Raw genomic sequence first — 24,406 nt, forward strand, 5'->3', positions numbered from 1 at the left:
TCGGCGGCGCTGCGCCCGGCCATCCAGGGCATCGTGGACATCATGGTGGGCAACACGCCGGCGCAGGCGGGCCACCCGAAGCCCGGCCCGGACCAGTGCCACGACATCACCGTCTATCCGGCCATCGGCCTGGCGGGCGGCGCGTGCGCCGGCTACGGGTTGCTGCTCGACATCCACGACGTGGCGCATCCGCGGCGGATCGGGGCCGTCTCCGACTCGAACTTCTCCTACTGGCACTCGGCCACGTTCAACAACGACGGGACCAAGCTGCTGTTCTCCGATGAGTGGGGCGGCGGTGGACAGCCCAAGTGCCGCGCGACCGACCGGCCCGAGTGGGGCGCGGACGCGATCTTCACGGTGGAGCAGGGCGCGATGCACTTCCACAGCTACTACAAGATGCTCGCGCCGCAGACACCGTTCGAGAACTGCGTGGCCCACAACGGGTCGCTGATTCCGATTCCCGGACGCGATGTGATGGTCCAGGCCTGGTACCAGGGCGGCATCTCGGTGTTCGACTGGACCGACCCGGCGCATCCCCGGGAGATCGCGTTCTTCGACCGGGGACCGGTGGATTCGACCAAGCTGGTGGGGGCCGGGTCGTGGTCGGCGTACTGGTACAATGGCTACATCTACAGCTCCGAGATCGCGCGCGGGCTCGACGTCGTCGAGCTCCAGCCGAGCGGGTGGATCTCGCAGAACGAGATCGACGCCGCCAGGACGGTCCACCTCGACTTCCTCAACGTGCAATCCCAGCCCAGGCTGGTCTGGCCGGCGAGCTTCGCGCTGGCACGCGCCTACCTGGACCAGCTCGAGCGGTCGAACGGTCTGGCGGCGGCGAAGATCTCGGCGGCGCGCACGGCCCTGCAACGCGCCGAGCCACAGTCCGGGCGGCAGCGCCGCTCGACGCTCACCCAGCTGGCGTCGCAGCTCGACCGCGACGGGGCCGGTGCGGGTGAGGCCGCGAAGATCCGGACGCTGGCGGGGGTGGTGCGGGCGCTGGCGGCGAGCTAGCTCGAGCGCGGCGCCCCCGAGAGGAGTGACGAAGGCCGGGGCGGTTGCCCCGGCCTTCGTGTCAGCGGCCCGCTCCGATGCGTGTGCTCGAGGGAGGCCGCGATCAGCCGGGGGTGTCCCCGGTCCTCGCCGGTCCGACGCTCAGCCCGTCTCCCACCACGCGATCTCGGCGCGGTGGCCGCACTTGGCGCACCTCGCCATCTCCTGATGCTCGAGCACCCGCACGCGTTGCGTACAAGCCGGGCAGACCGCGTAGATCCGCTGGATCGGAGAGCCGCGGGTAGGGGGCGCCGCGGCGGCGGCATCGCGCGACCGCACCACGACCGTGAACAGATCGGGCCGGTGAGGCCGGACCTCGAGCAGCTCCCTCAGGATCGCGACGCGCTTGCCCCGGACCTCGAGCACGGCACGCTGGCCCGACGCCTCCCCCACCACGGGATACCACGCGCCGGCGCGCGGCATGGGCCGGGCGAACGGACGCGCCGTCGCCCAAATGCGGGCCCAGCCCATCGGTTCGGCGCTGGTGTCGGTCACGGGCGAGACCTCCGACCACGTGCGGGGCGCGGCAACTGACGCCTCATGTCAGTCTATCAGCGAACCGGTTGGCCCGCGAGGGGGCATCGCGAGGGGGCCGCCCCGGTCCTTGCCCATTGCGCCGTCGGGCGTATACTCGCCCGTGCAGGCGTCATCCCGCACGGAGCGGACCTCCGAACCCAGGCACCGGGAAGGAGTACGGCGAGTCTGGCTCACCACGCTTCGACCCTCGGGCGCGTGCTGCTGGCTGGCGTGGGCGTGCTGGCATCGGCCGCGCGACCCGCGACGGCGCAACAGTCAATCGCCATGGGCACGTCCGTGACCGGTACCCTCACCGCGGCGGATCCCGTTCTCCCGTCCGACTCGTCGCACTACAAGCTGTTCACCTTCTACGGCACGGCCGGGCAGACGGTGGAGATCAGGCTCGTATCGAGCGACTTCGACGCCTACGTCTACTTGCGGGACCAGAACGGGCAGATCATCGCGCAGGACGACGACAGCGGCGGCGGGCTGAACGCGCTCATCTTCTGCCCTCTGCCGCGCACCGGGACCTACCAGATTCTCGCCAACGCGCAGCGCGCCAACGAGTACGGCACGTTCACCCTGAGCTTGGCGGCGACAGTGGACCGCGTGGTCAGGACCCCGACGCCCACTCCGGCGCAGCCCCCACCGGTCCACGAGCCCGTCGGCGCCACGCCGTGACCGCGTCCAACGGAGGCTACTGATGAAGAGCATCAGGGTGCTGCTGTCGCTCATCACGCGGGACAACGACTACCAGCGCGAGCAGGCATCGGTCGCGGAGGCCACCGCGCAACGCCTGGGCATCGGCCTGCAGGTCGTCTATGCCGACAGCGACGCCATCGGCCAGACGAAGCAGATCCTGTCCGCGATCAACGCCGCCGCGACGGATCGTCCCGACGCCGTCATCGCCGAGCCGGTGGGCACGGGCATGCTCGGGGTGGCCAGCGCCGCCGCCGACAACGGCATCGGATGGATCGTGCTCAATCGTGAGGCGGACTACCTCGTGCCGCTGCGCCAGCGGTCGTCGGTGCCCATCGGGAGCATCGAGTGCGACAACACGGAGGTCGGGAGAATACAGGGACGACAGTTCGCCGCGCTCCTGCCCGCCGGCGGCACGATCCTCTACATCGAGGGGCCCAGCACCGACGTCACCAAGCAGCGCCGAGCCGGCCTGGACGCGACGCTGCCCCCCAACATCAGGATCCTGCCGGGCTGGGGGAAGTGGACGGAGGAGAGCGGCTACGAGGTCGTCGCGTCGCGGCTGCAGCTGCAGGGGCCGACGCCGCCGAACGTCGGGCTCATCGGGTGTCAGAACGACGCGATGGCGATGGGCGCGCGGAGAGCGGTGGAGACGCTGACGTCCGCCCAGCAACGGGCGCAGTGGATGAAGGTCCCGTTCACCGGCGTCGACGGCGTTCCCACCAGCGGCCAGGTCTGGGTGCAGCAGCGACGGCTCGCCGCGACGGTCGTGACTCCGGCGCTGACCGGGGTCGCCCTCGAGCTGCTGGCGAAGGCGATCGCGACCTCCACCCCGATGCCCGAGCGCACGCTCACGAGAGCGACCTCGTACCCTTCGATCGACGAGCTGCGCGAGAGGGTGGCGGCGGAGACCGCGCGCGTCTGAGCGCGGCGCCTCCCGGCCGGCCTCCGCGGCGGGCGGGCGGCCGGGCCGAGTGCGACCGGTCCGCGCGTGCCCGCAAATCCAACCGCAGCGCTCGTCATTCCGACCGGCTCCCCGCCTCCCTTCTGGCCGTGCCCCGGGCCGCGCCGTACTGTTGAGCGACCAGAGTGGGTCCGGAGTGCTTCAGGGCTCCGAGGTCCGCGCGCAGCTGCATGGCCGGGCAGGCAAGGCCCGCAGACAAACGCAGCACCCAACCTCGAGGGCTGCATCATGTCCGACGCCAGGATCTCTCCGGGAGTGGAGCGTCGCGTCGCGGTTGTCGAGCCGGTCGAGCAGCCGCGGGCCGCCGGCGTCACCAGCGGCTCATCCGGAGTGGAGCGCTACGTCGCCACCGCCGAGGAGGCCGCGCGCCGGCGGGCGGCCGACGTCGCCACCATCCGCAGGTGCCGCTTCGACACGATCGCGGTGCACGGGCTGTACAGCATGGGGGAGGCGCTCGACTTCAACCAGGGCTCGGTGATCGAGCCGATCTACCTGAGCACGTCGCAGGGCTACCGCGACGCCGACGAGATGGAGGCGGCGCTGTCGTACCGCATTCCCACCTGGTGCTACTCCCGCATCGCGAATCCCAGTCTCTACTACCTCGAGAACGTGCTCGCGCTGCTCGAAGGCTACGGGTTCGACGGCGACACCTCCTGCTGTGCGACCTCCTCGGGCATGTCGGCGATCGTCAGCGCCACCGAGCCGTTCATCGCCGTGGACCCGGCGGAGCCCCATCGCCCGATGAACTTCGTCTCCACCTGCCAGGTCTACGGCGGCACCTTCCAGTTCTTCAACGAGCGCCTCGCCCGCGAGCGCGGCGTCGAATGCCGCTGGATCTGCAATTCGACCGATCTCGACGAGTGGGAAGGGAGCATCGACGAGCACACCCGCTTCCTGTACGGAGAGCTGCCCTCGAATCCCGGACAGGCGTTCTTCGACCTTCGCGCCGTGGCCGAGCTGGCGCACGCCCACGGGCTTCCCCTCATCGTGGACTCCACCGTGGCGACGCCAGCGCTGCTGCGGCCGCTGCAGCACGGCGCGGACGTGGTCGTCCAGTCCGTGACCAAGACGCTGACCTCGTCCGGCTTCGGGATCGCCGGCGCGGTCATCGCCCGAAAGGGCCTGACCTGCCGCACCGGTCCCGAAGAGATGAAGGCCGACTTCGCGATGTACCTGAAGAAGCTGCCGAACCGCGACCACGGCCCGAACCTCTCCCCGATGCACGCGATCCTGTCCCTCAACGACATCCGCACCCTGCGGTCCAAGGTGGATCTCTTCAGCCGCAACACGATGCAGGTGGCCAAGTACCTCGAGCAGCACCCGCGCGTCGAGCAGGTGGACTACCTCGGCCTGCCCGGCCACCCGCTGCACGAGCTGGCGAGCCGGTACCTGTTCCTGGTGGACGCCGAGCACGACCTCGAATACGGCGCGCCGACCAACCGCTACGGACACCTGATGTCGTTCCGCGTGAAGGGCGGGGCGGTCGCCGCGCGGCGCATGTTCGACGGGCTGCAGCGCATCTGGCGCGCCACCGACCTCGGCCGGGTGAAGTCGGTCGCCACCATCCCCGCGATCTCCACGCACCTGCAGCAGGGCGAGGAGTGCCGGGAAATGGCGGACATCCCGCCCAACCTGGTGCGGCTGTGCGTCGGCGCCGAGCACCCCGACGACGTCGTCGCGGATCTCGACCAGGCGCTGGCGGCCATCGACGGCAGGGTGTCGGTCAGCGTGCCGGCGTCCTTCTCGGTGGGCGGGGCGTCGCGGGGGAGGTAGGCATCCGCTACTACAGCACCAACCACCGGGCGGCGGAGGTGGATCTCGCCCAGGCCCTGCTGCAGGGGCAGGCGGGCGACAAGGGGCTGTTCATGCCCCGGCCGATCCCGCACATGAGCCGCGACCTGCTGGCGCGCGCCGGGTCGCTTCGCTATCCGGAGCTGGCCGCTTCGGTGCTGGGTCTGTACACCGGGGGGACCTTCTCCCCCGACGCGCTGCGCGAGATCTGCGAGGACGCCTACGACTTCGACGTGCCCCTGGAGCGCGTGGACGGCGCCCGGCACGTGATGCGGCTGGACCGCGGACCGACCGCGTCCTTCAAGGACTTCGCGGCGCGCTTCATGGGACGGGCGCTCGGCCGCCTGGTGCGCGAGCGTGGCCGGGACCTGCTGATCCTCACGGCCACGTCCGGCGACACGGGCTCGGCCGTCGCGAACGCCTTCCTCGGCGTGGCTGGCATCCGCGTGGTGGTCCTGTTCCCGATCCACGAAGTCTCCGAGCGGCAGCGCCGGCAGATGACCACCCTCGGCGGGAACATCACGACCCTCGCGCTCGACGCGAAGTTCGACGACTGCCAGGCGCTGGCGAAGCAGGCGTTCGCCGATCCCGAGCTGGCGAGCCTGAACCTCTCCTCCGCCAATTCGATCAACATCGGACGGCTCCTGCCGCAGGCGGTCTACTACGTGTACGCCGCGTCGCGCCTGGCCGACGCCGGCGGCGGCGAGAAGGTGGTCTTCTCGGTGCCCTCGGGGAACTTCGGCGACCTGATGGGCGGCCTGCTGGCCCGGCACATGGGACTGGCGGTGGAGCGGTTCGTCGTCGCGACCAACGCGAACGACGAAGTGCCGAGGTTTCTCGCGACCGGCTTGTACGAGAGGATCGTTCCGTCGCGGAAGTGCATCTCCAACGCGATGAACGTCGGACACCCCTCCAACCTCGCGCGGGTCGTGGATCTCTACAGCGGCACGATGGACGAGCAGGGCAACGTGCTGACCCCGCCCGACCTCGCGCGGATGCGGCGGGAGCTGTGCGGCATCAGCATCGGCGACGCCGAGACGCGCCAGACGATCGTGGAGGCCTGGCGCCGCCACCACACGATCCTGGAGCCCCACGGCGCGACCGGATGGGCCGGACTGGACCACTTCCTGGCGGACAACCCGCAGCACGCGGACACCGCGGCGATCTCACTCGAGACGGCGCACCCGGCGAAGTTCCCGGAGGAGATCCGCGCGCTCATCGGGGTGGATCCCGCGGTGCCGCCGAGCCTCGTGGGGCTCGACGGGATGCCGGAGCACCACCGCGCGCTGGAGACCGACTACGGGGCCTTCAAGGATCTGCTGATGCGGGAGTTCGGGCGATGAAGTCCGTCATCGTGATCGGCGACGGGATGTCGGACCGGCCGGTCGAGCAGCTGGGCGGCAGGACCCCGCTGCAGGCGGCCAGGAAGCCGCACATCGACCGCATCGCCCGCGAGGGCCGGATGGGGCTGCTGCGCACGGTGGGCGAGACCGGCCCCGCCGATTCCGCCGTGGCCAACCTCGCGGTCCTGGGCTACGACCCCGCGACCAGCTCGCAGGGGCGCGCCGTGCTCGAAGCCGCCAGCATGGGGGTCGAGCTGCGGCCGGACGACGTCGCCGTGCGCTGCAACCTCGTCAGCCTCGAGGGTCCGCTCGACGACCGGCGCATCAGGAACCACTCGGCCGGGCACATCTCCAACGCCGAGGCGGCGCAGCTGATCCGCGCGCTCGATGCGGAGCTGGGAGCGGGGCAGGGGCCGCATCCGGTGCACTTCTTCCCGGGCGTCAGCTACCGCCACCTGCTGGTGCTGCGCGGCGGCTGGGCATCGCCCGCCGTGGAGTGCGCGCCGCCTCACGACAACGTCGGCGGGCGCGTGGCCGATCTGCTGCCCCGGGCTCTCGATCGAGGTGCGGCGCTCACCGCCCGCCGGTTGAACGAGCTGTACGAGCGGGCGTTGCGCATCCTCGCGAGCCACCCCGTGAACGCCGCCCGCCGCGCCGCAGGGAAGGACGAGGCCAACGCGATCTGGACCTGGTCGCCCGGGCGCCGCCAGCCGCTCGAGTCGCTCGCCGCGCGGTACGGCGTCCGCGGCGCGGTGATCTCGGCGGTGGACCTGATCATGGGGCTCGGGGTGTGCGTGGGCATGGACCTCGTGCGCGTGCCCGGCGCGACCGGCCTCGCCGACACCAACTACGAGGGCAAGGCGCAGGCCTGTCTCGACGCGCTCGCGGACCACGACCTGGTGTACGTGCACGTCGAGGCCACCGACGAAGCGGGCCACGCGCGCGACCTTGATCTCAAGATCCGCTGCATCGAGTACCTCGACCGGCGGCTGGTGCGGCCGATCCTGGAGGGTCTCGAGTCGCGCGGGATCCGTGCCGCCATCGCCGTGCTCCCCGACCACCCCACGCCCGTCGCGACCGGCCAGCACGGCCGCGATCCCGTGCCGGTGGCGATCCTCCGTCCGGGTGATCCGCCCGACGCGACCGAGCGCTACGACGAGGAGCAGGCGTCGCGAGGGGCATTGGGGATGATGACCGGCTCGCAGTTCATGCGCCGGATGACGCAACCCTAGGTGGCAGGCGCCCTTTGGGCGGCGGCCCGCCGTCGGCAGGTCCTCGAGCCCGTCCTGAAACAGCCGTCCCCGAGGCGTCGTAGGCTCAGGCGAGCGGTCACGCGCCACCACGTTTCCACCAACCGTCACCGGGTGCCATCATGAACACCGCCGACCGTGCACCTCTGATCGCCATCGCCATGCTCGCCGCGCGGGCCGACGGCTCGACCGACAGCGCGGAGCAGGCGGCGGTGGATGCCGTCGTCGCCCGCATGGGCTCGCCCGACGTCAGCCGGCTCGCCGAGCAGGTGGCCGGCGGGCAGCTCCGGGCCGCGGATCTCGCCGCGAAACTGTCCGACGACGAGGCCCGCGAGACGGCGTACCAGGGCGCGCTCGCGATCTGCAACGCCGACGGCCCCGCCAACGCCGCCGAGCGGGCCTTTCTCGAAGAGCTGCGGAACGCGCTGGGCATCGCCGCGCCCGCCGCCGAGGTGCACGCCGGCGCGCCGCCGGCGGGCCCGCTCGACGACTTCATCCTCCAGCAGGCGATCCTCACGGGCGCGCTGGAGATTCTCCCCGACCAGCTGGCCAACATCGCCATCCTGCCGCTGCAGCTCCGCCTGGTCTACCAGGTGGGCCAGCGCCACGGACAGCGGCTCGACGTCAATCAGGTGAAGGACCTGGCGGCGACGCTGGGTCTGGGCGTCGCGGCGCAGAGTGTGGAAGGCGTGGTGATGACCCTGGTGGGCGGACTCGCCCGCGGCCTCCTGGGCGGTCTGGCCGGCGGCGCCACGCGCGTGGCCACCGGCGCAGCCATCTCCTTCTCGGCGACCTACGCCCTGGGCCACGTGGCCGACCAGTACTACGCGCAGGGCCGCCGCTTGAGCCGCAACGACCTGCTCGCGCTCTTCGATCGTTTCAAGGAGGACGCGAAGACCATCTATCCCCGGGTGCGCAGCCAGATCGAGACCAAGTCGGGAACGCTCAACCTCCAGAGCGTGCTCGCGGGGTTGCGCGGAGCCTGAGCGGTGCCCGGCCGCGCGCCGGTGCCCTCGGGCGCGCGGCGCCTGCCGTCATCGGACACACGCGGGCAGTCGCCGCGGGGCCATCCCTTCGTCCCGCCTAGGGCGCCGTCAACAGCAGCTCGTACCGGGGCAGCAGCTGCACCGACTCCAGTCGCGCGATCTGGCCGCTCGCGGGGAAGTTTTTCGGGCGGTACGCCGGCTCGAGGTAGATGGGCGCGTCGCTGCGCAGCGGCAGGATGCGCAGCTCCAGGGGGCCGCGCCGCAGCTCGCCGGCGAAGCGCGCGAGCCCGATGCGCCAGGGCTGGCCGTTGTAGAAGTTGTCGTCGAGCAGGTCACCCGCCGAGTACAGCCGGGCGACGTCGCCCTCGTAGCGGATCTCGAGCACGTCGCCATCGCCCGCCGCGGCCGCCGGGGACACGCGCAGCCGCCAGACTGCAGCCGCCGAGTCGAACGCGGAGTCGCTCGGCGCGAGCGCGATCGCGACGTGCCTCCAGGTTACCGCGTTGAACAACTTCACCGGCGGCACGAGGGCGGCCGCGCGCACGGTATCCACCGTCAGGCGGGGCCGGCGGGCGGGCAGCGTGGCGGCGTAACGCGCGAAGATGCCGTCGGCGCCAAGGCTCCGCAGGCGAGCCGTGCCGTGCGGCGGCGCCGCCAGCGGCGGGAACACCGCGACCGAGAACTCCGGTGAGCCGACCGAGCCGAGGTGCACGCGCCCGGAATCGAAGAACACCTCCTGCGGCGAGAGCAGCAGCCGGTCGGCGCCGCCGAAGCTGCCCACCGACAGATTCTCCGCCTCCGCCTCGCTCAGGAGCACGATGCGGACCGCAGGGCCGGTTCTCGGGTGCAAGGTGATCGCCGCCGCGGTTCCCGGGCGGAGCCCGCGCACGTAGACCCGGCCGCTGTCGGGCGCGACCGTCGCTCCTGGCGCTTCCACGGAGGTGACGGAAGCGGCGTCGAAGGCGAACTCGGGCGCGATGCCGGGCACCGCGAGGAAGACGTACACGGGTCCGCGGCCCGAGCCGATTCTCGTCACCAGCTGCGCCGTGCTGTACCTGAGCAGCGCGCCGCCCACGTCGAGGTTCACCGGCCAGATGAAGTACGCCCCCGACGGCACGTCCACGGGAGCATCGGGGACGCGCAGCGTCTCGCCTGGCAGCCGCAGCTCGACCTGCACACCAGGCCGGTCCGGCATGTGGTACTGGCGGATGTAGTTGTTGAAGAAGATGAAGCCGTGAGTGCCCAGCGTGCGGGCGGAGAGGCGGGGCACCGTCGTGTCGCCCAGGCTCGAGGGCACCGCGTCCGGGGTTCGCACCACCATCGGCGCGAGATCGCCGCCGAACGCCTTGAGGAAGTCGTGCACGAGCTTGATGCGGCGGAACGACGCGCGCATCTCGCCGTACTGCGAGAGCGGGGCCTGGAAGTCGTAGGAGACGGTGGGCACGTCCGTCGGATAGCCGGTGCGCTGCGATTCCTGCAGGGTCGTCAGCTTGCCCGTGGGGTTCGCGCCACCATGGAACATGTAATAGCCGTACATGTTGACGCCGGAGCCGAGCTGGACCGGGAGCATGGCGGCGATGTCGTCCGGCGTGATCACCGGGCGCCGGTGGTAGGTGTCCTCGATGCCGGGGCCGTACTCCACCCCCAGGAACGGGTAGCGGGCGAGCGCCTCCTGCGCGGTCTCGGCGGGATTGTGCGCGTCCCTGCCGCCGGCCCAGCGGTTCGCGAACCGGAATTCGTAGTTCTCGTTCGGCGGCAGCTGCTCGATGGACTGGTCCCACGGCCAGTCGGGGTAGCCGCCGAAGACCGGGATCACTTCCGCGGGGGGCAGCGCCGCGTTGTCCCAGCCCGTCACCGTGTAGAGCGGCACGTCGAAGCCGGCGGCCAGGGCCATGCGCTTGAGCTGGAGGATGTGCTCGACGCCGCGCCCCGGCCCGAAGCCGTTGTACTCGTTCTCGAGCTGGATGCCGATGACGGGCCCGCCGTCCTTCCAGAGAAGCCCCTTCAGCTGCCGGCCGATCTGGTCGTACCAGCGCGCGGCGTACGCGAGGTAGGTGGAGTCGTTGCTGCGGAGTCCGGGGCCGACCTTGCGGACCAGCCAGTCGGGGAAGCCGCCGTTCCTGACCTCGGCGTGCGACCACGGGCCGATGCGCGGATACAGGTACATGCCGTGCTTCGCGCACAGCTCCGCGAAGGCGCGCAGGTCGCGCCGCCCGGTCCAGTCGAATTGGCCCTCGACCTCCTCGTGGTGGATCCAGATGACGTAGGCGGACACGATGTCCACGCCGCCCGCCTTCATCTTCAGGATCTCCTGCTCCCACTCGGCCCGCGGGACGCGGCTGAAGTGCATCTCGCCCATCACCGGGAGCCACGGCCGTCCGTCGCGGGTGAGATAGCGGCTGGTGACGCCGATAGTGTGGCCCGTCGGCGACGTGTTCGTCCCCATCCGCAGGAACCCGGTCTCCACGGGCGGGGGCGTGCTCGTGGCATCGATCACCAGGGTCTGCGCGGACTGTGCCGCGCCGGCGCCGGGCAGGCCGCAGGTGAGCACGGTCCCGAGAGCCCAGGTCACCGCGCCGCGCAGCACCGGGGAACGGCGTCGTGGGTCAGCCACGGGTCACCTGTCCTCTCCTTGGAGGCAGCACTGGTCGCTCGCGACACGTGGGATGGGCCTGCAATCTAGGCCCCACCCGGGCCGTCACAATGGCCCGGAGCGCGGAGACCCTCGCCGCCCCCCTTGTCATCCTGCTGACAGCTTGACGATGTAGGTTCGCCCGGGTCGCGCGCGCGTCCGCGACACGTCGTTCGTCCCAGTCCGCCGGTTCGGCGCGTGCCGCCACCCAGGAGGGCCACCATGCCTCGCACGCCTGCTGCCGCACTCGCCGCGCTCACCCTGGCAGCTCTGGTTGCATCGGGTCTCGCGGCGCAGACCCCGCGCTACCATGTCGTCAAGCGCACGGTCCTGGGCCGCGCGCGCGCGGACTACATCATCGTGGACCCGGTCGGCCGGCGACTCTACGGGCTCGGAGACAAGGTCATCAACGTCGACGCCGACAGCGTGGTCGGCAGCGTGGAGGGCGGGGGCGGCGGGTACGCGATCGCGGCGGACCAGAACCGCGGATTGGTGCGCAACGGCGTCGTCTTCGACCTGACCACGCTCGCCGTCACGGGGCACGTGGACGCCAGGGGCGACGGCATCCGCTACGATCCGTTCACCCACCGCGCCTTCACCTGGAGGGACAAGGACGCGTGGGTGGTGGACATGCGGACCGGCCAGCTCATCACCAGGTCCACCATCGGTGACGGCCTGGAATCCGGGGTCGCCGACGGGCGAGGGAAGCTGTTCCTGAACGTCGAGGACTCGGGGTTCGTGGTGCGGGTCGACGCCCGCACGCTCGGCAACGAGGCGACCTACCGGATCCCGGGGTGCGGGAGGGCGCAGGGCCTCTCGATGGACACGACGACCCGCCGCCTGTTCATGGCGTGCGACACCGAGATGGTGGTGGTGAACGCCGACGACGGCAGCGTCGTGACGCGGATCCGGGTCGCCAGCCGCGCCGACGAGAACTGCTTCGACCCGGGCGCCAGGCTCGCCTTCAATCCCAATCGCGCGGACAGCACCATGACCGTCGTCCACGAGGACTCGCCGGGCACGTTCGCGGTGGTCGGGACGGTCGCCACGGGCGGCGGCGCCCGGTCGTGCGCGCTCGACGAGAAGACCCACAAGGTGTACGTATTCTATTATGAGGGTGCCTCGCGCGAGACCGCGCAGCTCGTGCTCGCCGTCCTCGCGCCGTGAGCGCGGGGTCGGAGGCGAGGCGCTGAGCCTCCGCGGCGGGGCGGACCCGAGGTCGTGGTGAGGCACCTGGTGATCGCGGCGCTGCTCGCGGCCCGGTCGGCGCCGCTGGCGGCTCAACAGGAAGCCGGGAACGTGCGTCTCCCGTTCACGAACGCCGATCGGCAGCCGGATCGGCTCCAGCTCGACCACTTCCTCAGGGACGGCCGCGCCCTCGGTCCGTCCGACCTCCGGGTCCGCCGCCTGGGCGAAGGCATCACCGAGGTCACCAGCTCCGCGCCCGGGCTGGCGAGCTGGGAGTTCCGGGTCAGGGAAAGCGCCCCGGTCTACGGCTTCGGCGAGCGGTTCAACGCGCTCGACCAGGTCCGCCGGATCCTGGTGAACGCGTCCAGCGACCAGCCCGGCGCCAAGGGCTCGGCGACCTACGCCCCGATTCCGTTCTTCATGAGCCTGCGGGGCTACGGCCTGTGGCTCGACACCTACGCGGAAGCCACGTTCGACCTGGGCGTCACGGACCGGGACGCGTTCATCGTGCGGCTCCGGGACACGCAGCTGCGTATCGTGTTCTTCGAAGGCCCCGACCTGCCGCTCGTCCTCGAGCGCTACACGGGGCTGGTGGGCCGCGCAAAGCTCCCGCCCTACTGGGCCTTCGCGCCCTGGAAGAGCCGCAACTGGCATCCGGACACGTCGGCCGTCTACGAGGACATCGACCGGTACCGCCAGCTCGGCCTGCCCGCGTCGGTCCTGGTCCTCGACAGCCCCTGGGCGACCAACTACAACACGTTCGAGATGAACCGGCTCCAGTTCCCGGACCCCGACGCGATGGTCCGGCGCATTCACCACGCCGGCTTCAAGCTGTGCCTGTGGCTGACGGCCTTCATCAACGCCGAGACGTTCACGCCCTCGGAGCCGGAGCTCGTCGGCAAGATCCCCTTGAGCGCGGCGTCGAACTTCGAGGCGGCCCGGCAGGCCGGCTACTTCCTCAAGACGGACTCCGGCGACGTGTTCCTGGCCACCTGGTGGAAGGGACGGGGAGGGTTGATCGACTTCACCAATCCCGCCGCCGTCGCGTGGTGGCAGAACCAGGTGCGCGGGGCCATTCGCCTCGGGGCGGACGCGTTCAAGGCGGACGGTGGCGAGGGCAGCTTCGTCGGCAACGCGCGCTTCGCGGACGGATCCGATCCGGCGGTGATGCGTACGCGTTACGCGGTGCTCTACAACCGGGCGCTGCAGGAGCTGATCGACCGTGACCTGCACGGCGACGGCGTGCTCTTCTCGCGCAGCGGCTCGGTCGGCAACCACAACCTGCCGTTCCTCTGGGCAGGCGACAACGAGTCGAACTTCGGCGCCGAGAACGGACTGCCGGGGGTGGTGCTGGCGGGACTCAACGCCGGGCTGTCGGGGATTCCGTTGTGGACCAGCGACCTGGGCGGCTACGAGAAAGGCTCCCGGTCGCCGGGCGACAGCGTCCTGTTCGTCCGGTGGACGGAGTTCTCGGCGTTCTCGCCGGTCATGGAGGTCCACTCGGACATCAACCTGGGGCCCTGGGACTACGGCGAGCAGGCGCTCGACATCTTCCGCACTTACTCGCGCCTGCACATGAGCCTGTTCCCCTACCGGTACGCGGCGGCGCAGGAGAGCGCCCGCACGGGGATGCCCCTGATGCGCGCGCTGGTGCTCCTGCACCCGCACGACCCCGCGGCGCGGCGCGCCACCGACGAGTACTACTTCGGGCCGGATCTCCTGGTGGCGCCCGTCGTCACGGCCGGCACGCAGCGCGGTGTCCACCTGCCCGAGGGCGAGTGGCTCGACTACTGGACCGGAACGCGCTATACGGGGCCGGTCGACATCGTCGTGGACGCGCCGCTCGATCGCATCCCGCTGTACGTGAAGGCGGGGGCCATCCTGCCGCGGATACCCGAGGACGTGATGACCCTCGTGCCCTGGAACGGACCGGGGGCTGCACCGGTCCCGACCCTCGACGACCGCCGCGTCTACGAGGTCTATCCCGGCCCGGCCCGGAGCCTGCGGGACTTCGAGGGCCGCCGGCTCGAGGTGAGCGCGAGCGGGGGCCGGACCACGCTCACGCTGAGCGGCGCTCCGGCGCGCGCGACGATGGTGTGGCGATTCCGGCCGCCGACGCACGTGACGCTCGACGGCGCGAGCGTCGAGCTGCGGAGGGACGGGGACTCGGCGTCGCTGGCGTTCACGCACGCCGCCGACTCCCGGCTCGAGTGGTGGTGAGGGGAGCCGCGGCCGCGCAGTCACGCGGGGAAGAGCTCGCCAACAGCATCAGCCACGGTGTGGGCGTCGCCGCTGCCCTCGTGGCGACGCCGTTCCTCATCGCGCATGCGGCGCGGCGCGGCAGTGCGGCATTCCTGGTGGGAACCGGCGTGTTCGCCGCGACCGTCGTGCTGTTGTACCTGGCCTCCACGCTCTATCACGCCCTGCCGCACGGCAAGGCCAAACGCGCGTTTCGGATCATCGAGCACAGCGCGATCTTCCTGCTCATCGCCGGCACGTACACGCCGTTCACCCTCGGCGTGCTTCGCGGCCCGTGGGGATGGACACTCATCGCGCTGATCTGGACCCTCGCGGTCGCGGGGGTGCTCCTCGAGTCGGTGGGCGGGGTGCGCCATCCGATCGTCTCGATGGTGTTGTACCTCGGCATGGGCTGGCTGATGGTCGTCGCGGTGCGACCCCTCTGGCTCAAGGTGCCGCTGCCGGGGCTGCTGTGGCTGCTCCTGGGCGGGCTCGCCTACACGGCGGGCGTCGCGTTCTACGGAGCGAAGCGGCTCCACTATGGCCACTTCGTGTGGCACCTCTTCGTGCTTGCCGGCACCACCTGCCACTACATCGCCGTCGCACTCTACGCCGCGTGAGCAAGCTCACTCGGGCGCAATCTCCCGGTGTCGGCTAGATTACGGTGTCCCATCGGGCCGGACGCGTACCGCCCTTCCCTAACTGTCCGGTCCACAAAGGCAGCATGAGTGCTTACCAGACACAGCAGCACCGTCTCGTCCGTCGGGGACAGTCCTTCCACTTCGTCTCGTACGAGGGGCATCCCGCCGACGTGAAGCGCCAGGAGTCCGAGAGTCCGCCGACCTGGTATCTGATGCTCGCCGGAAGGCGCTGCATGGTGATGCCCCAGATCGCCGCGACCACGCCGGCCGACCTCGAACGCCAGTTCGGTGAATGGCTCGATGCGCACGTGTTCACCGACGGCCCGGCCGTGCAGAGCCAGCAGCCTCCGTCGGCCGGCGCGGCGACGCTGGCCGGCCCGGCAGAGGCTTTGCGGGTGGCGTTGCCCGCCGCGGACACGCCGCTGCGGGGCTCGGTCGGTCGCCGAGCCTGAGTCGTGACACGCGGCCGGCGGGCGCGGCGCCCGCCGAGGCGCTCCATGTCTCCGCCGTCTGACCGGCGCCGGGCCACGTGCTGAGGTCGTTGCTCCGCCTGCTCGGGGCCGGCCGCCGCCCCGAGGCCGAGCAGCCGCTCCGCGCCCAGCTCCTCAGCGTCGAGGGCCTGGAGGAGCGGGCCCGGGCCCTCGCCGCCAGCTTCACCCTCGCCCGCGATCCGCGCCGCAAGGCCCGCCCGTTCTTCGCGCGGGTGGACGACAACGCCCGCGTGCTGCGCGAGGCCTATCGCATCCTCGCGGACGACGTCCACCGCGGCGAGTTCGTCCCCCCGGCGGCGGAATGGCTGCTCGACAACTTCCATCTCGTCGAATCCGAGATCCGGGGCATCCGGCACGACCTTCCGCGTCAGTATTACCGGGACCTGCCCAAGCTGGCGTCGCGCGAGATGGCCGGCATCGCGCGCGTCTACGCCATGGCCCTGGAGCTGATCCGTCACACCGACGGCCGCATGGACCGGCACCAGCTGCTGCGGTTCATGGCGGCCTACCAGACGGTGGCGCCCCTGGCGATCGGCGAGCTGTGGGCCTGGCCGAGCATGCTCAAGCTCGCCCTCATCGAAAACCTCAGGCGACTCGCGGACGAGACGCTCGCCGGACGGGACGCCCGTCACCGGGCCGACCTCTTTCTCGCCCAGATCGGCGGCGCCGAAGCGGCGGCGCCCCTGGCATCGCTGCCCGAGGTGCTGGAGACGGCCTACGTGGTGCGGCTCCTGCAGCGGATGCGCGAGTACGGGCCCCTGGTCTCTCCCGTGCGCGCCGCCGTCGAGGAACGGCTCGCCGCCCAGGGCATGAGCGCGGAGGATGCGATCCGCACGGAGCACCAGGCGCAGGCCGCAGGGCAGGTCTCCGTGGCCAATGCCATCACCAGCCTCAGGCTGTGCTCCACCCTGGACTGGATGCTGTATTTCGAGCACGTCAGCTTGGTCGAGCAGGTCCTGCAGCGCGACCCGGCCGGCGTCTACGCGAAGATGGACTTCCTCAGCCGCGACCGGTATCGGCAGGCGGTGGAGGAGCTGGCGGAGGCCACCGGGGAGGCCCAGCTCCGCGTGGCCCTGCGCTGCGTGGAGAGCGCCCGGCAGGCGGCCGAGGCGAAGTCGGCTGGCGAGCGCGCCGCGCACGTGGGCTACCACCTGATCGGAAACGGCCGGCCCGACCTCGAGGCCGACGTGGCGTACCGTCCGCGCCTCGCCAACCGCGCGCGGCGTGGTCTTTTCGCCCACGCCACCGGCGTCTACCTGGGATCGATCGGGCTCGTCGTCGCCGCCCTGCTGGCCGCGGCCCTCGCGTACGTCCGGGCCTTGGGCGGCGCCCCCTGGACGCAGGTCTGGACGGCGACGCTCCTCCTCCTGCCTGCCAGCGAGTTCGCCATTTCCCTCGTTCAGCGGGTGGCCGCGCACCTCGTGCCGCCGCGCCGTCTCCCCCGGCTCGACTTCCAGGCCGGGGTCCCCGAGGACGCGCGGACGATGGTCGTGGTCCCCACGCTGCTCACGAGCGTGGCCGGGGTGGCCGAGCTGCTGGAGCACGTGGAGGTCCTGGCCCTGGGGAACGCCGACCCGCGCATTCACTTCGCCATCCTCGGCGACTTCGCCGACGCGCCCAGTGCTGAGCTGCCGGACGACGCCGGGATCCTGGAGGCCGCCCGCGCCGGCGTCCTGGACTTGAACGCCCGCCTCGAGGGCGAGGGTCGCACCGACCGGTTCCACCTCTTCCATCGGGTGCGCCAGTGGAACCCCGGCGAGCGATCGTGGATCGGCTGGGAGCGCAAGCGCGGGAAGCTCGAGGAGTTCAACCGCCTGCTGCGCGGCGCCACGGACACGAGCTTCCGCCTGCACGTCGGCGACTCGAGCGTGCTACCCGACGTCCGCTACTGCATCACGCTCGACAGCGACACTCAGCTTCCCCTGCACGCAGCGCGGAAGCTCATCGGCATCATCGCCCACCCCTTGAACCGTCCCCACTTCGATCCCCGCCTGCGCCGGGTCACCGAGGGCTACGGGATCCTGCAGCCCCGCGTCAGCGTGACGATGGCGAGCGCGGCGGGGTCGCTGTTCGCCCGCGTGTACGCCGGGCACACGGGCGTCGATCCGTACACGACCGCGGTCTCGGACACCTACCAGGATCTGTTCACGGAGGGGACTTACACCGGCAAGGGTCTCTACGACGTGGACGCCTTCGTGGCCGCCCTCGAGGGCCGCGTGCCCGAGAACGCGCTCCTCTCGCACGACCTGTTCGAGGGCCTGCATGCCCGGGCGGCGCTGGTGACGGACGTGGAGGTGGTGGACGATTACCCCGCGAGTGTGCTCGCTCACGCCCGTCGCCAGCACCGCTGGGCGCGCGGCGACTGGCAGATCCTGTTCTGGCTGTTCCCCTGGGTCCCGACCCGCTTGGGGCTGGAGCGCAACCGCCTTCCGGTCATCGCCCGCTGGAAGGTCTTCGACAACCTGAGGCGCACGCTGGTGGCTCCCGCCACCGTCGCCTTCCTCGCCCTGGCCTGGCTGGTGCTGCCGGGAGAGTCACTGGTCTGGACCGTCGCGGTGCTCGCCGCGATCGCCTTTCCCCTCTACCCGCTGGCCGTCCGGTTCAGCGCCGGTCCCGCCCCCCAGCAACCGGTGGGGGTCTTCCTGCGGATGCTGCGCGAGGACGCGAGCACCGCCGGCGCCCAGACGCTCCTCCAGATCACGTTCCTCGCCTACCAGGCCTACAAGATGGCCCACGCCATCGGGCTCACCCTGGTTCGCCTCGTGATCACGCAGCGCCGCCTCCTCCAGTGGGAAACGGCGGCGGCGGATACCGCCCGCGCCGCCGGCCTCAGCGCCCGGGCCGGCGCGCTGCTGTTCCTCACCGGGATGGCGGCCAGCCCCTTCATCGCCGCGACGCTCCTCGCCCTGATCGCCGCCGTTCAGCCGAGCAGCCTCACCGCGGCCGGCCCCCTCCTGGCCCTGTGGATGGCCGCGCCGCTGGTGGCCTACTGGCTGAGCCAACCGGTGTCGCCCGAGCGTCGTCCGCTGGGCTCGGAAGACCGACGGCTGCTCCGTCTCGTCGCACGCAAGACCTGGCGCTATTTCGAGACCTTCATGGGCGCCGGGGACCACGGCCTGCCTCCGGACAACCTGCAGGAGACGCCCGCGCCGGTGGTGGCCCACCGGACGTCTCCGACGAACATCGGGATGGGACTCCTCTCGACGCTGGCCGCCCACGACCTCGGCTTCATTCGCACGCCCGAGCTGGTCGAGCGGCTCGACGCCACGTTGTCCACGGTGGAGGAGCTGGAGCGCTTCGAAGGCCATCTGTTCAACTGGTACGACACGAGGACGCTGGCACCGCTGCCTCCCCGCTACGTCTCGACGGTGGACAGCGGCAACCTCGCGGGCGCGCTCCTCACGCTGGCCCAGGGCCTGCGCCGGCTGGCCGATGAGCCCCAGTCCGCGGCGCAGCTCTGCGACGGGCTCGCCGACACCGCGCAACTGGCCCAGCTGTGCCTGGCGGACGCGCCCGCCACAGGCCGGGCAGGGAGGAGCCGTCTGGCCGCAGCGGTGGCGTCCGTGCTGGACGCCCTGGATGGTCCCGACGACGCGGAGGCGAAGCTGGCGCGGGCCGGTGGAATGGGCCCGGCTCTGACCGAAGCGCTCGCATCGTTCGAGTCGGAAGGCGCGGCCTCCGGCGCATACGCCGAGGCGACGTTCTGGGCGCGGGCCCTCGCGGCGGGACTGGCAGCCCCGGACACCGCGCCCGGTGCGCTGGCGACGCCCCTCGACGCGCTGGCCTCGCGCGCCCTCACGCTCGTCGGCGCGACGAACTTCGACTTCCTCTACGAGTGGCAGCGACAGGTGTTCGCGATCGGCTATCGCCTCGCGGACGCCGAGGGCCCGGGCCGACTCGATCCGTCGTACTACGACCTGCTGGCGTCCGAGGCCCGCCTGGCCAGTTTCGTCGCGATCGCCAAGGGCGATGTCCCGGACGGCCACTGGTTCCACCTGGGGCGGCTGCTCACGAGCGTCGCGGGCGCCCCCACGCTCCTGTCCTGGAACGGCAGCCTGTTCGAGTACCTCATGCCGCTCCTGGTGATGCGGACCTACCCGGGCACGCTCCTCGATCAGTCGTGCCGGATGGCCGTCCGCCGGCAGGTGGAGTACGGGAAGCAGCAGGGCGTGCCGTGGGGGATCTCGGAGTCGGCCTTCAACGTCGTGGACCGTCACGGGACGTATCAGTACAAGGCCTTCGGCGTCCCCGGCCTGGGGCTGAGGCGCGGTCTCGGCGACGAGCTGGTGGTGGCCCCCTACGCCACCGCCCTGGCCGCCATGCTGGACCCCGAGAGCGCAGCGCACAACTTCCGGCGCCTGGCACGGGAAGGGCTGGACGGCGCGTACGGCTTCTACGAGGCCATCGATTACACGCACCGCAAGGGAGACGAAGGCGAGAGCGCCGCCGAGCCTCGGCCCCATGGCACGCGCGGGGTCGTCGTCCACGCCTTCCTGGCGCATCACCAGGGGATGAGCCTGGTCGCGCTGGCCAACGCCGTCCTCGGCGATCGCATGGTGCAGCGCCTCCATGCCGATCCCCGCGTGAAGGCCACGGCGCTGCTGTTGCAGGAGCGTGCGCCCCGCCACGCGCCCATCACGCAGCCCAGGCCCGCGCAGGAGACGCGGGTGACGGCGCCGGTCTCCGCGGTGGCGGTCCGGCGATTCCGGTCGCCCCACACCCGCTTCCCTCACGCGCAGTTCCTGTCGAACGGCACGTACACCGCCATCGTCACCAACGCGGGAGGCGGGGCCAGCGTGTGCCGCGGCCGCGCGGTGACCCGGTACGGCGAGGACCCGACCCGTGATTTGGGAAGCCAGTTCCTCTACCTGCGCGACGTGCGCAGCGGCTCGGTCTGGTCGGCGGCCTACCATCCCACCGACCGGGAGCCGGAGGAGTACCTGGTCACCTTCCGGGCCGAGCGCGCCGTCTTTAGCCGGGTGCACGAAGACATCGCGACCCAGCTCGACATCGCCGTCTCCACCGAGGACGACGTCGAGGTGCGCCGCCTGACCGTGACCAACCAGAGCGACCGGCCCCGCGAGCTGGAGATCACGAGCTACGCCGAGATCGCCCTGGCCCCCGTCGCCGACGACCTGGCCCATCCCGCCTTCAGCAAGCTGTTCGTCGAGACCGAGTACCTGCCCGAGAGCGCCGCGCTGGTCTGCGCCCGCCGACCCGGTACCCGGGACGAAGCCCGGGTGTGGGCGGTGCACGTGCTGAGCGTGGAGGGCAGGATGCAGGGGCCGGTCGAATGGGAGACCGATTGGGCACGGTTCCTGGGTCGCGGGCGCAGCCCCGAAGATCCCGAAGCGCTCGACGGACGGGCTCTCTCGGGCACCACGGGGGCCGTGCTGGACCCGATCGTCAGCCTGTGCCAGCGGATCCGCCTGGCCCCCGGCGGTTTCGTGCGCATGTCATTCTCGACGGGGATGGCCCTGAGCCGGGATGGTGCGCTGGCGATGGCCCACAAGTACCACGATCCCAGCGCCGCCGCGCGCACGTTCTCCCTGGCCTTCACCCATGCGCAGAGCACCTTGCGGCACCTGGGCATCACCAGCGACGAAGCCCAGCTCTTCGAGCGCCTGGCCTCCCGCCTGCTGTACGCCGACGCCTCGCTGCGGGCGGAGCCGGAAGTCCTGGCGCGCAACGTCCTCGGTCAGCCGGGCCTGTGGGCCCACGGAATCTCCGGCGACCTCCCCGTCCTCCTGGTGCGCGTCGTCGAGGGGAAGGACTTCCCCCTCGTGCTGCAGATTCTCCAGGCCCAGGAGTACTGGCGTCTCAAGGGCCTGAGCGCGGACGTCGTGATCCTCAACGCGCAGCCGGTGAGCTACGTGGACGAGCTGCACGTTCAGCTCGCTGCGCTGCTCGACACCGGCCCCTGGGGGGCGTGGAAGCACCGGCCGGGCGGGGTGTACCTGCTGCGCGGCGACCGGATGAGCGAGGACGAGCGCAACCTGCTCGCCAGCGTGGCCCGAGTGATCCTCAGCGGGGCTCGCGGCAGACTGTCGGAACAGCTGGACTGGCCGTACTCGGAGCCCGAGTGGCAGGAGGAGCAGCCGCCGCCACCGCCGCGCCCGGCTCCTGGCCCGGACGATGGTGAGATCGAGGTCCCGGCTCTGACCTTCGCCAACGGCACGGGCGGGTTCGCCGACGGCGGCCGCGAGTACGTGGTCGTGCTCGACGGAGATCAGGAGACGCCGCTGCCGTGGGTGAACGTGATGGCAAACCCCGCCTTCGGCGCGGTGGTCTCAGCATCCGGCTCGTCGTTCACCTGGGCGGAGAACAGCCGTCAGAACCGCCTCACGCCCTTCGCCAACGACCCCGTGACCGACCTCACCTCCGAGGCCCTGTTCCTGAGGGACGAAGACCGGGGCGACGTATGGTCACCCACGCCGGGGCCGATGCGGCGGACCCGGGAGGGCGGACGGTTCGTGACGCGACACGGAGCCGGGGTCTCCCGCTTCACCCACGCCTCCCACGGGATCCTCTCGGAGCTCGCGGTCTTCGTGGATGCGAAGGACCCGGTGAAGCTCTCGATCCTGACCCTCACCAACCGTTCCGAGCGACGACGGCGACTGAGCGTGTTCGCCTACAACGAATGGCGCCTGGGGCCGCCGCAGAGCGGGGAACGGCTGCACGTGAGGACGGAGCGCGACAAGGAAACGGGCGCCATCCTGGCGACCAACCCCTTCAACCAGGAATTCGCGGGCCGGGTCGCCTTCGCCCATGCCAGCGAGGCGGCGACCTGGGCCACCGGGGACCGGTTGGCGTTCCTGGGGCGCAACGGCTCCCTGGCCAGGCCGGCCGCCCTGCATCACCACGCCCGGGTGGGTCAGTTCGGGGCGGGGCTCGACCCCTGCGCGGCCTTGAAAGTCAGGGTGAGTCTCGCTCCCCGAGAGCGTCGGAGCATCGTCTTCGTCCTCGGGCAGGGAACGGACCGCGCGCACGCGCGCGATCTGGCGCGACGCCATGGCAGCGTCGCCGCCGCGGACGTCGCCCTCGAGGCGGTGCGGCAGTCCTGGACCGGCATCATGGAGACCGTCCAGGTGCGCACGCCGGACGACTCCTTCGATCTGCTGATGAACCGCTGGCTGCTGTACCAGGACCTGAGCTGCCGCCTGTGGGCGCGGTCCGGCTTCTATCAGCCGGGAGGCGCCTTCGGCTTCCGCGACCAGCTGCAGGATGCCATGGCCCTGTCCCTGGCGCGGCCCGACCTGTTCCGCGCGCACATCGTCCGGGCCGCGAGCCGCCAGTTCCTCGAAGGGGACGTGCAGCACTGGTGGCACGAGCCCTCCGGCCGCGGCGTGCGCACCCGCTGCTCGGACGACCTGCTCTGGTTGCCGTACGCGGTGACGCACTACGTGGACACGACCGGAGATCGGGGCATCCTCGACGAGCCCGCCCCGTTCCTCGAGGCTCCCCTCCTCGCTGCGGGCGAGACGGAGACCTACGGAGAGCCACGGGTGTCCGCCGCGTCGGCCTCGATCTTCGAGCACTGTGTGCGCGCCATCGACCGCGGCCTCACGGCGGGGGCCCACAACCTCCCGTTGATGGGCAGCGGCGACTGGAACGACGGCATGAACCGGGTCGGGCTCCAGGGTCGCGGCGAAAGCGTCTGGCTCGGGTGGTTCCTGTACACGGTGCTCCAGCGGTTCGTCCCCCTGTGCGAGAACCGGGACGCGGTGCGCGCGGCGCGGTACGCGAGCGAGGCCGGCCGGCTGGCGGCCGTGCTGGAGCAGTCCTGGGACGGGGAGTGGTACCGGAGGGGCTACTACGACGACGGGACGCCCTTGGGCTCAGCCCAGAACGACGAGTGCAGGATCGACTCGATCGCCCAGTCCTGGGCCGTGCTGTCCGGGGCCGCGCCCGCGAGGCACGCCGAGCGGGCCATGGACGCCGTGCGCACCCACCTGGTGCAGCGTGGAGCCCGCCTGGTGCTGGCGCTCACGCCCCCCTTCGACCGGTCGGCGCAGGACCCCGGGTACATCAAGGGATACCCGCCCGGCGTGAGGGAGAACGGGGGCCAGTATACGCACGCGGCGGTGTGGACGGTCATGGCGGTGGCACGGCTGGGCAACGGCGACGAGGCGGTGGAGCTGTTCCACCTGCTGAATCCGATCAACCACACGCGGAGCGCCGCCGACGTCGAGCGGTACCGGGCCGAGCCGTACGTCACCGCTGGAGACGTCTACGCCCACCCGGCCCACATCGGGCGTGGCGGCTGGACCTGGTACACGGGCTCCGCGGGCTGGATGTACCGTGCGGGCCTGGAGAGCATCCTCGGCCTCAAGCGCCACGGCACGAGCTTCGAGCTGGATCCCTGCATTCCGACGGCGTGGCCCGGATACTCCATCGTCTGGCGATTCGGCCGCACCACCTATGAGATCTCCGTCACCAACCCCGAGCACCGCTGCCGCGGGATCGCGGCGGCGGAGCTGGACGGCCACCCCGTGGATGCGGCGGCCGTGCCGTTGGTGGACGACGGTGCCACGCACCAGGTGCGCGTGGTGGTGGGGGTCGAGGAGCAGGGCAAGCCGAGCGCGGCCGCGCGGGGCACGGCGCCGCGGGTCTGACG

14 protein-coding genes are annotated in these 24,406 nt (G+C 71.3%); 12 read left to right on the forward strand and 2 right to left on the reverse strand.

The window, feature by feature from the left end:
* Window positions 1-1,011, forward strand: a 1,011-nt coding sequence (locus VMF70_07440) for a hypothetical protein (GenBank protein HTT67843.1), incomplete at its 5' end; no start/stop codon positions are given.
* 141 nt (window positions 1,012-1,152) lie between these two features.
* Here the strand turns inward: VMF70_07440 and VMF70_07445 are convergent.
* Window positions 1,153-1,545 carry a hypothetical protein gene (locus VMF70_07445; GenBank protein HTT67844.1) on the reverse strand — a complete coding sequence of 131 codons (393 nt, stop codon included), beginning with the start codon at window positions 1,543-1,545 and terminating at the stop codon, window positions 1,153-1,155.
* Window positions 1,546-1,782: 237 nt separating this feature from the next.
* Between VMF70_07445 and VMF70_07450 the strand changes: the two genes are divergently transcribed.
* The 6 genes from VMF70_07450 to VMF70_07475 all read left to right on the forward strand — a co-directional run bounded on the left by VMF70_07450 (window position 1,783) and on the right by VMF70_07475 (window position 8,599).
* Window positions 1,783-2,247, forward strand: a complete 465-nt coding sequence (locus VMF70_07450; GenBank protein HTT67845.1) for a PPC domain-containing protein — start codon at window positions 1,783-1,785, stop codon at window positions 2,245-2,247.
* A 22-nt stretch (window positions 2,248-2,269) separates the two neighbouring features.
* Window positions 2,270-3,190 (forward strand): sugar ABC transporter substrate-binding protein, encoded by a 921-nt coding sequence (locus tag VMF70_07455; GenBank protein ID HTT67846.1) that lies wholly within the window; start codon window positions 2,270-2,272, stop codon window positions 3,188-3,190.
* Window positions 3,191-3,484: 294 nt separating this feature from the next.
* Window positions 3,485-5,002: a PLP-dependent transferase gene (locus VMF70_07460; GenBank protein HTT67847.1), complete on the forward strand. Its 1,518-nt coding sequence runs from the start codon at window positions 3,485-3,487 to the stop codon at window positions 5,000-5,002.
* Window positions 5,003-5,004: 2 nt separating this feature from the next.
* Window positions 5,005-6,363 carry a threonine synthase gene (gene thrC / locus VMF70_07465; protein ID HTT67848.1) on the forward strand — a complete coding sequence of 453 codons (1,359 nt, stop codon included), beginning with the start codon at window positions 5,005-5,007 and terminating at the stop codon, window positions 6,361-6,363.
* Entirely contained in the window at window positions 6,360-7,595 is a 1,236-nt protein-coding gene (locus tag VMF70_07470) for a cofactor-independent phosphoglycerate mutase (protein HTT67849.1), read from the forward strand. The genes thrC and VMF70_07470 overlap by 4 nt, the downstream gene beginning before the upstream one ends.
* Before the next feature lie 140 nt (window positions 7,596-7,735).
* Entirely contained in the window at window positions 7,736-8,599 is an 864-nt protein-coding gene (locus tag VMF70_07475) for a tellurite resistance TerB family protein (protein ID HTT67850.1), read from the forward strand.
* 97 nt (window positions 8,600-8,696) lie between these two features.
* Here VMF70_07475 and VMF70_07480 read toward each other — a convergent pair whose 3' ends face one another.
* Window positions 8,697-11,213 carry a beta-galactosidase gene (locus VMF70_07480; GenBank protein HTT67851.1) on the reverse strand — a complete coding sequence of 839 codons (2,517 nt, stop codon included), beginning with the start codon at window positions 11,211-11,213 and terminating at the stop codon, window positions 8,697-8,699.
* Between the two features lie 240 nt (window positions 11,214-11,453).
* Here VMF70_07480 and VMF70_07485 point away from each other — a divergent pair, with 240 nt between their 5' ends.
* The 5 genes from VMF70_07485 to VMF70_07505 all read left to right on the forward strand — a co-directional run bounded on the left by VMF70_07485 (window position 11,454) and on the right by VMF70_07505 (window position 24,404).
* Window positions 11,454-12,398, forward strand: a complete 945-nt coding sequence (locus VMF70_07485; GenBank protein ID HTT67852.1) for a hypothetical protein — start codon at window positions 11,454-11,456, stop codon at window positions 12,396-12,398.
* 57 nt (window positions 12,399-12,455) lie between these two features.
* Window positions 12,456-14,639 carry a TIM-barrel domain-containing protein gene (locus tag VMF70_07490; GenBank protein HTT67853.1) on the forward strand — a complete coding sequence of 728 codons (2,184 nt, stop codon included), beginning with the start codon at window positions 12,456-12,458 and terminating at the stop codon, window positions 14,637-14,639.
* A complete protein-coding gene (locus VMF70_07495; protein HTT67854.1) occupies window positions 14,636-15,277 on the forward strand; it encodes a hemolysin III family protein in 642 nt (213 codons plus the stop codon). Before VMF70_07490 ends, VMF70_07495 begins: the two co-directional genes overlap by 4 nt.
* Before the next feature lie 191 nt (window positions 15,278-15,468).
* Window positions 15,469-15,750: a hypothetical protein gene (locus VMF70_07500; protein HTT67855.1), complete on the forward strand. Its 282-nt coding sequence runs from the start codon at window positions 15,469-15,471 to the stop codon at window positions 15,748-15,750.
* Between the two features lie 77 nt (window positions 15,751-15,827).
* Window positions 15,828-24,404: a glucoamylase family protein gene (locus VMF70_07505; GenBank protein ID HTT67856.1), complete on the forward strand. Its 8,577-nt coding sequence runs from the start codon at window positions 15,828-15,830 to the stop codon at window positions 24,402-24,404.
* Window positions 24,405-24,406: the final 2 nt, after the last annotated feature.

This window comes from Gemmatimonadales bacterium (genome assembly GCA_035502185.1).
Lineage (GTDB): Bacteria > Gemmatimonadota > Gemmatimonadetes > Gemmatimonadales > JACORV01 > Fen-1245.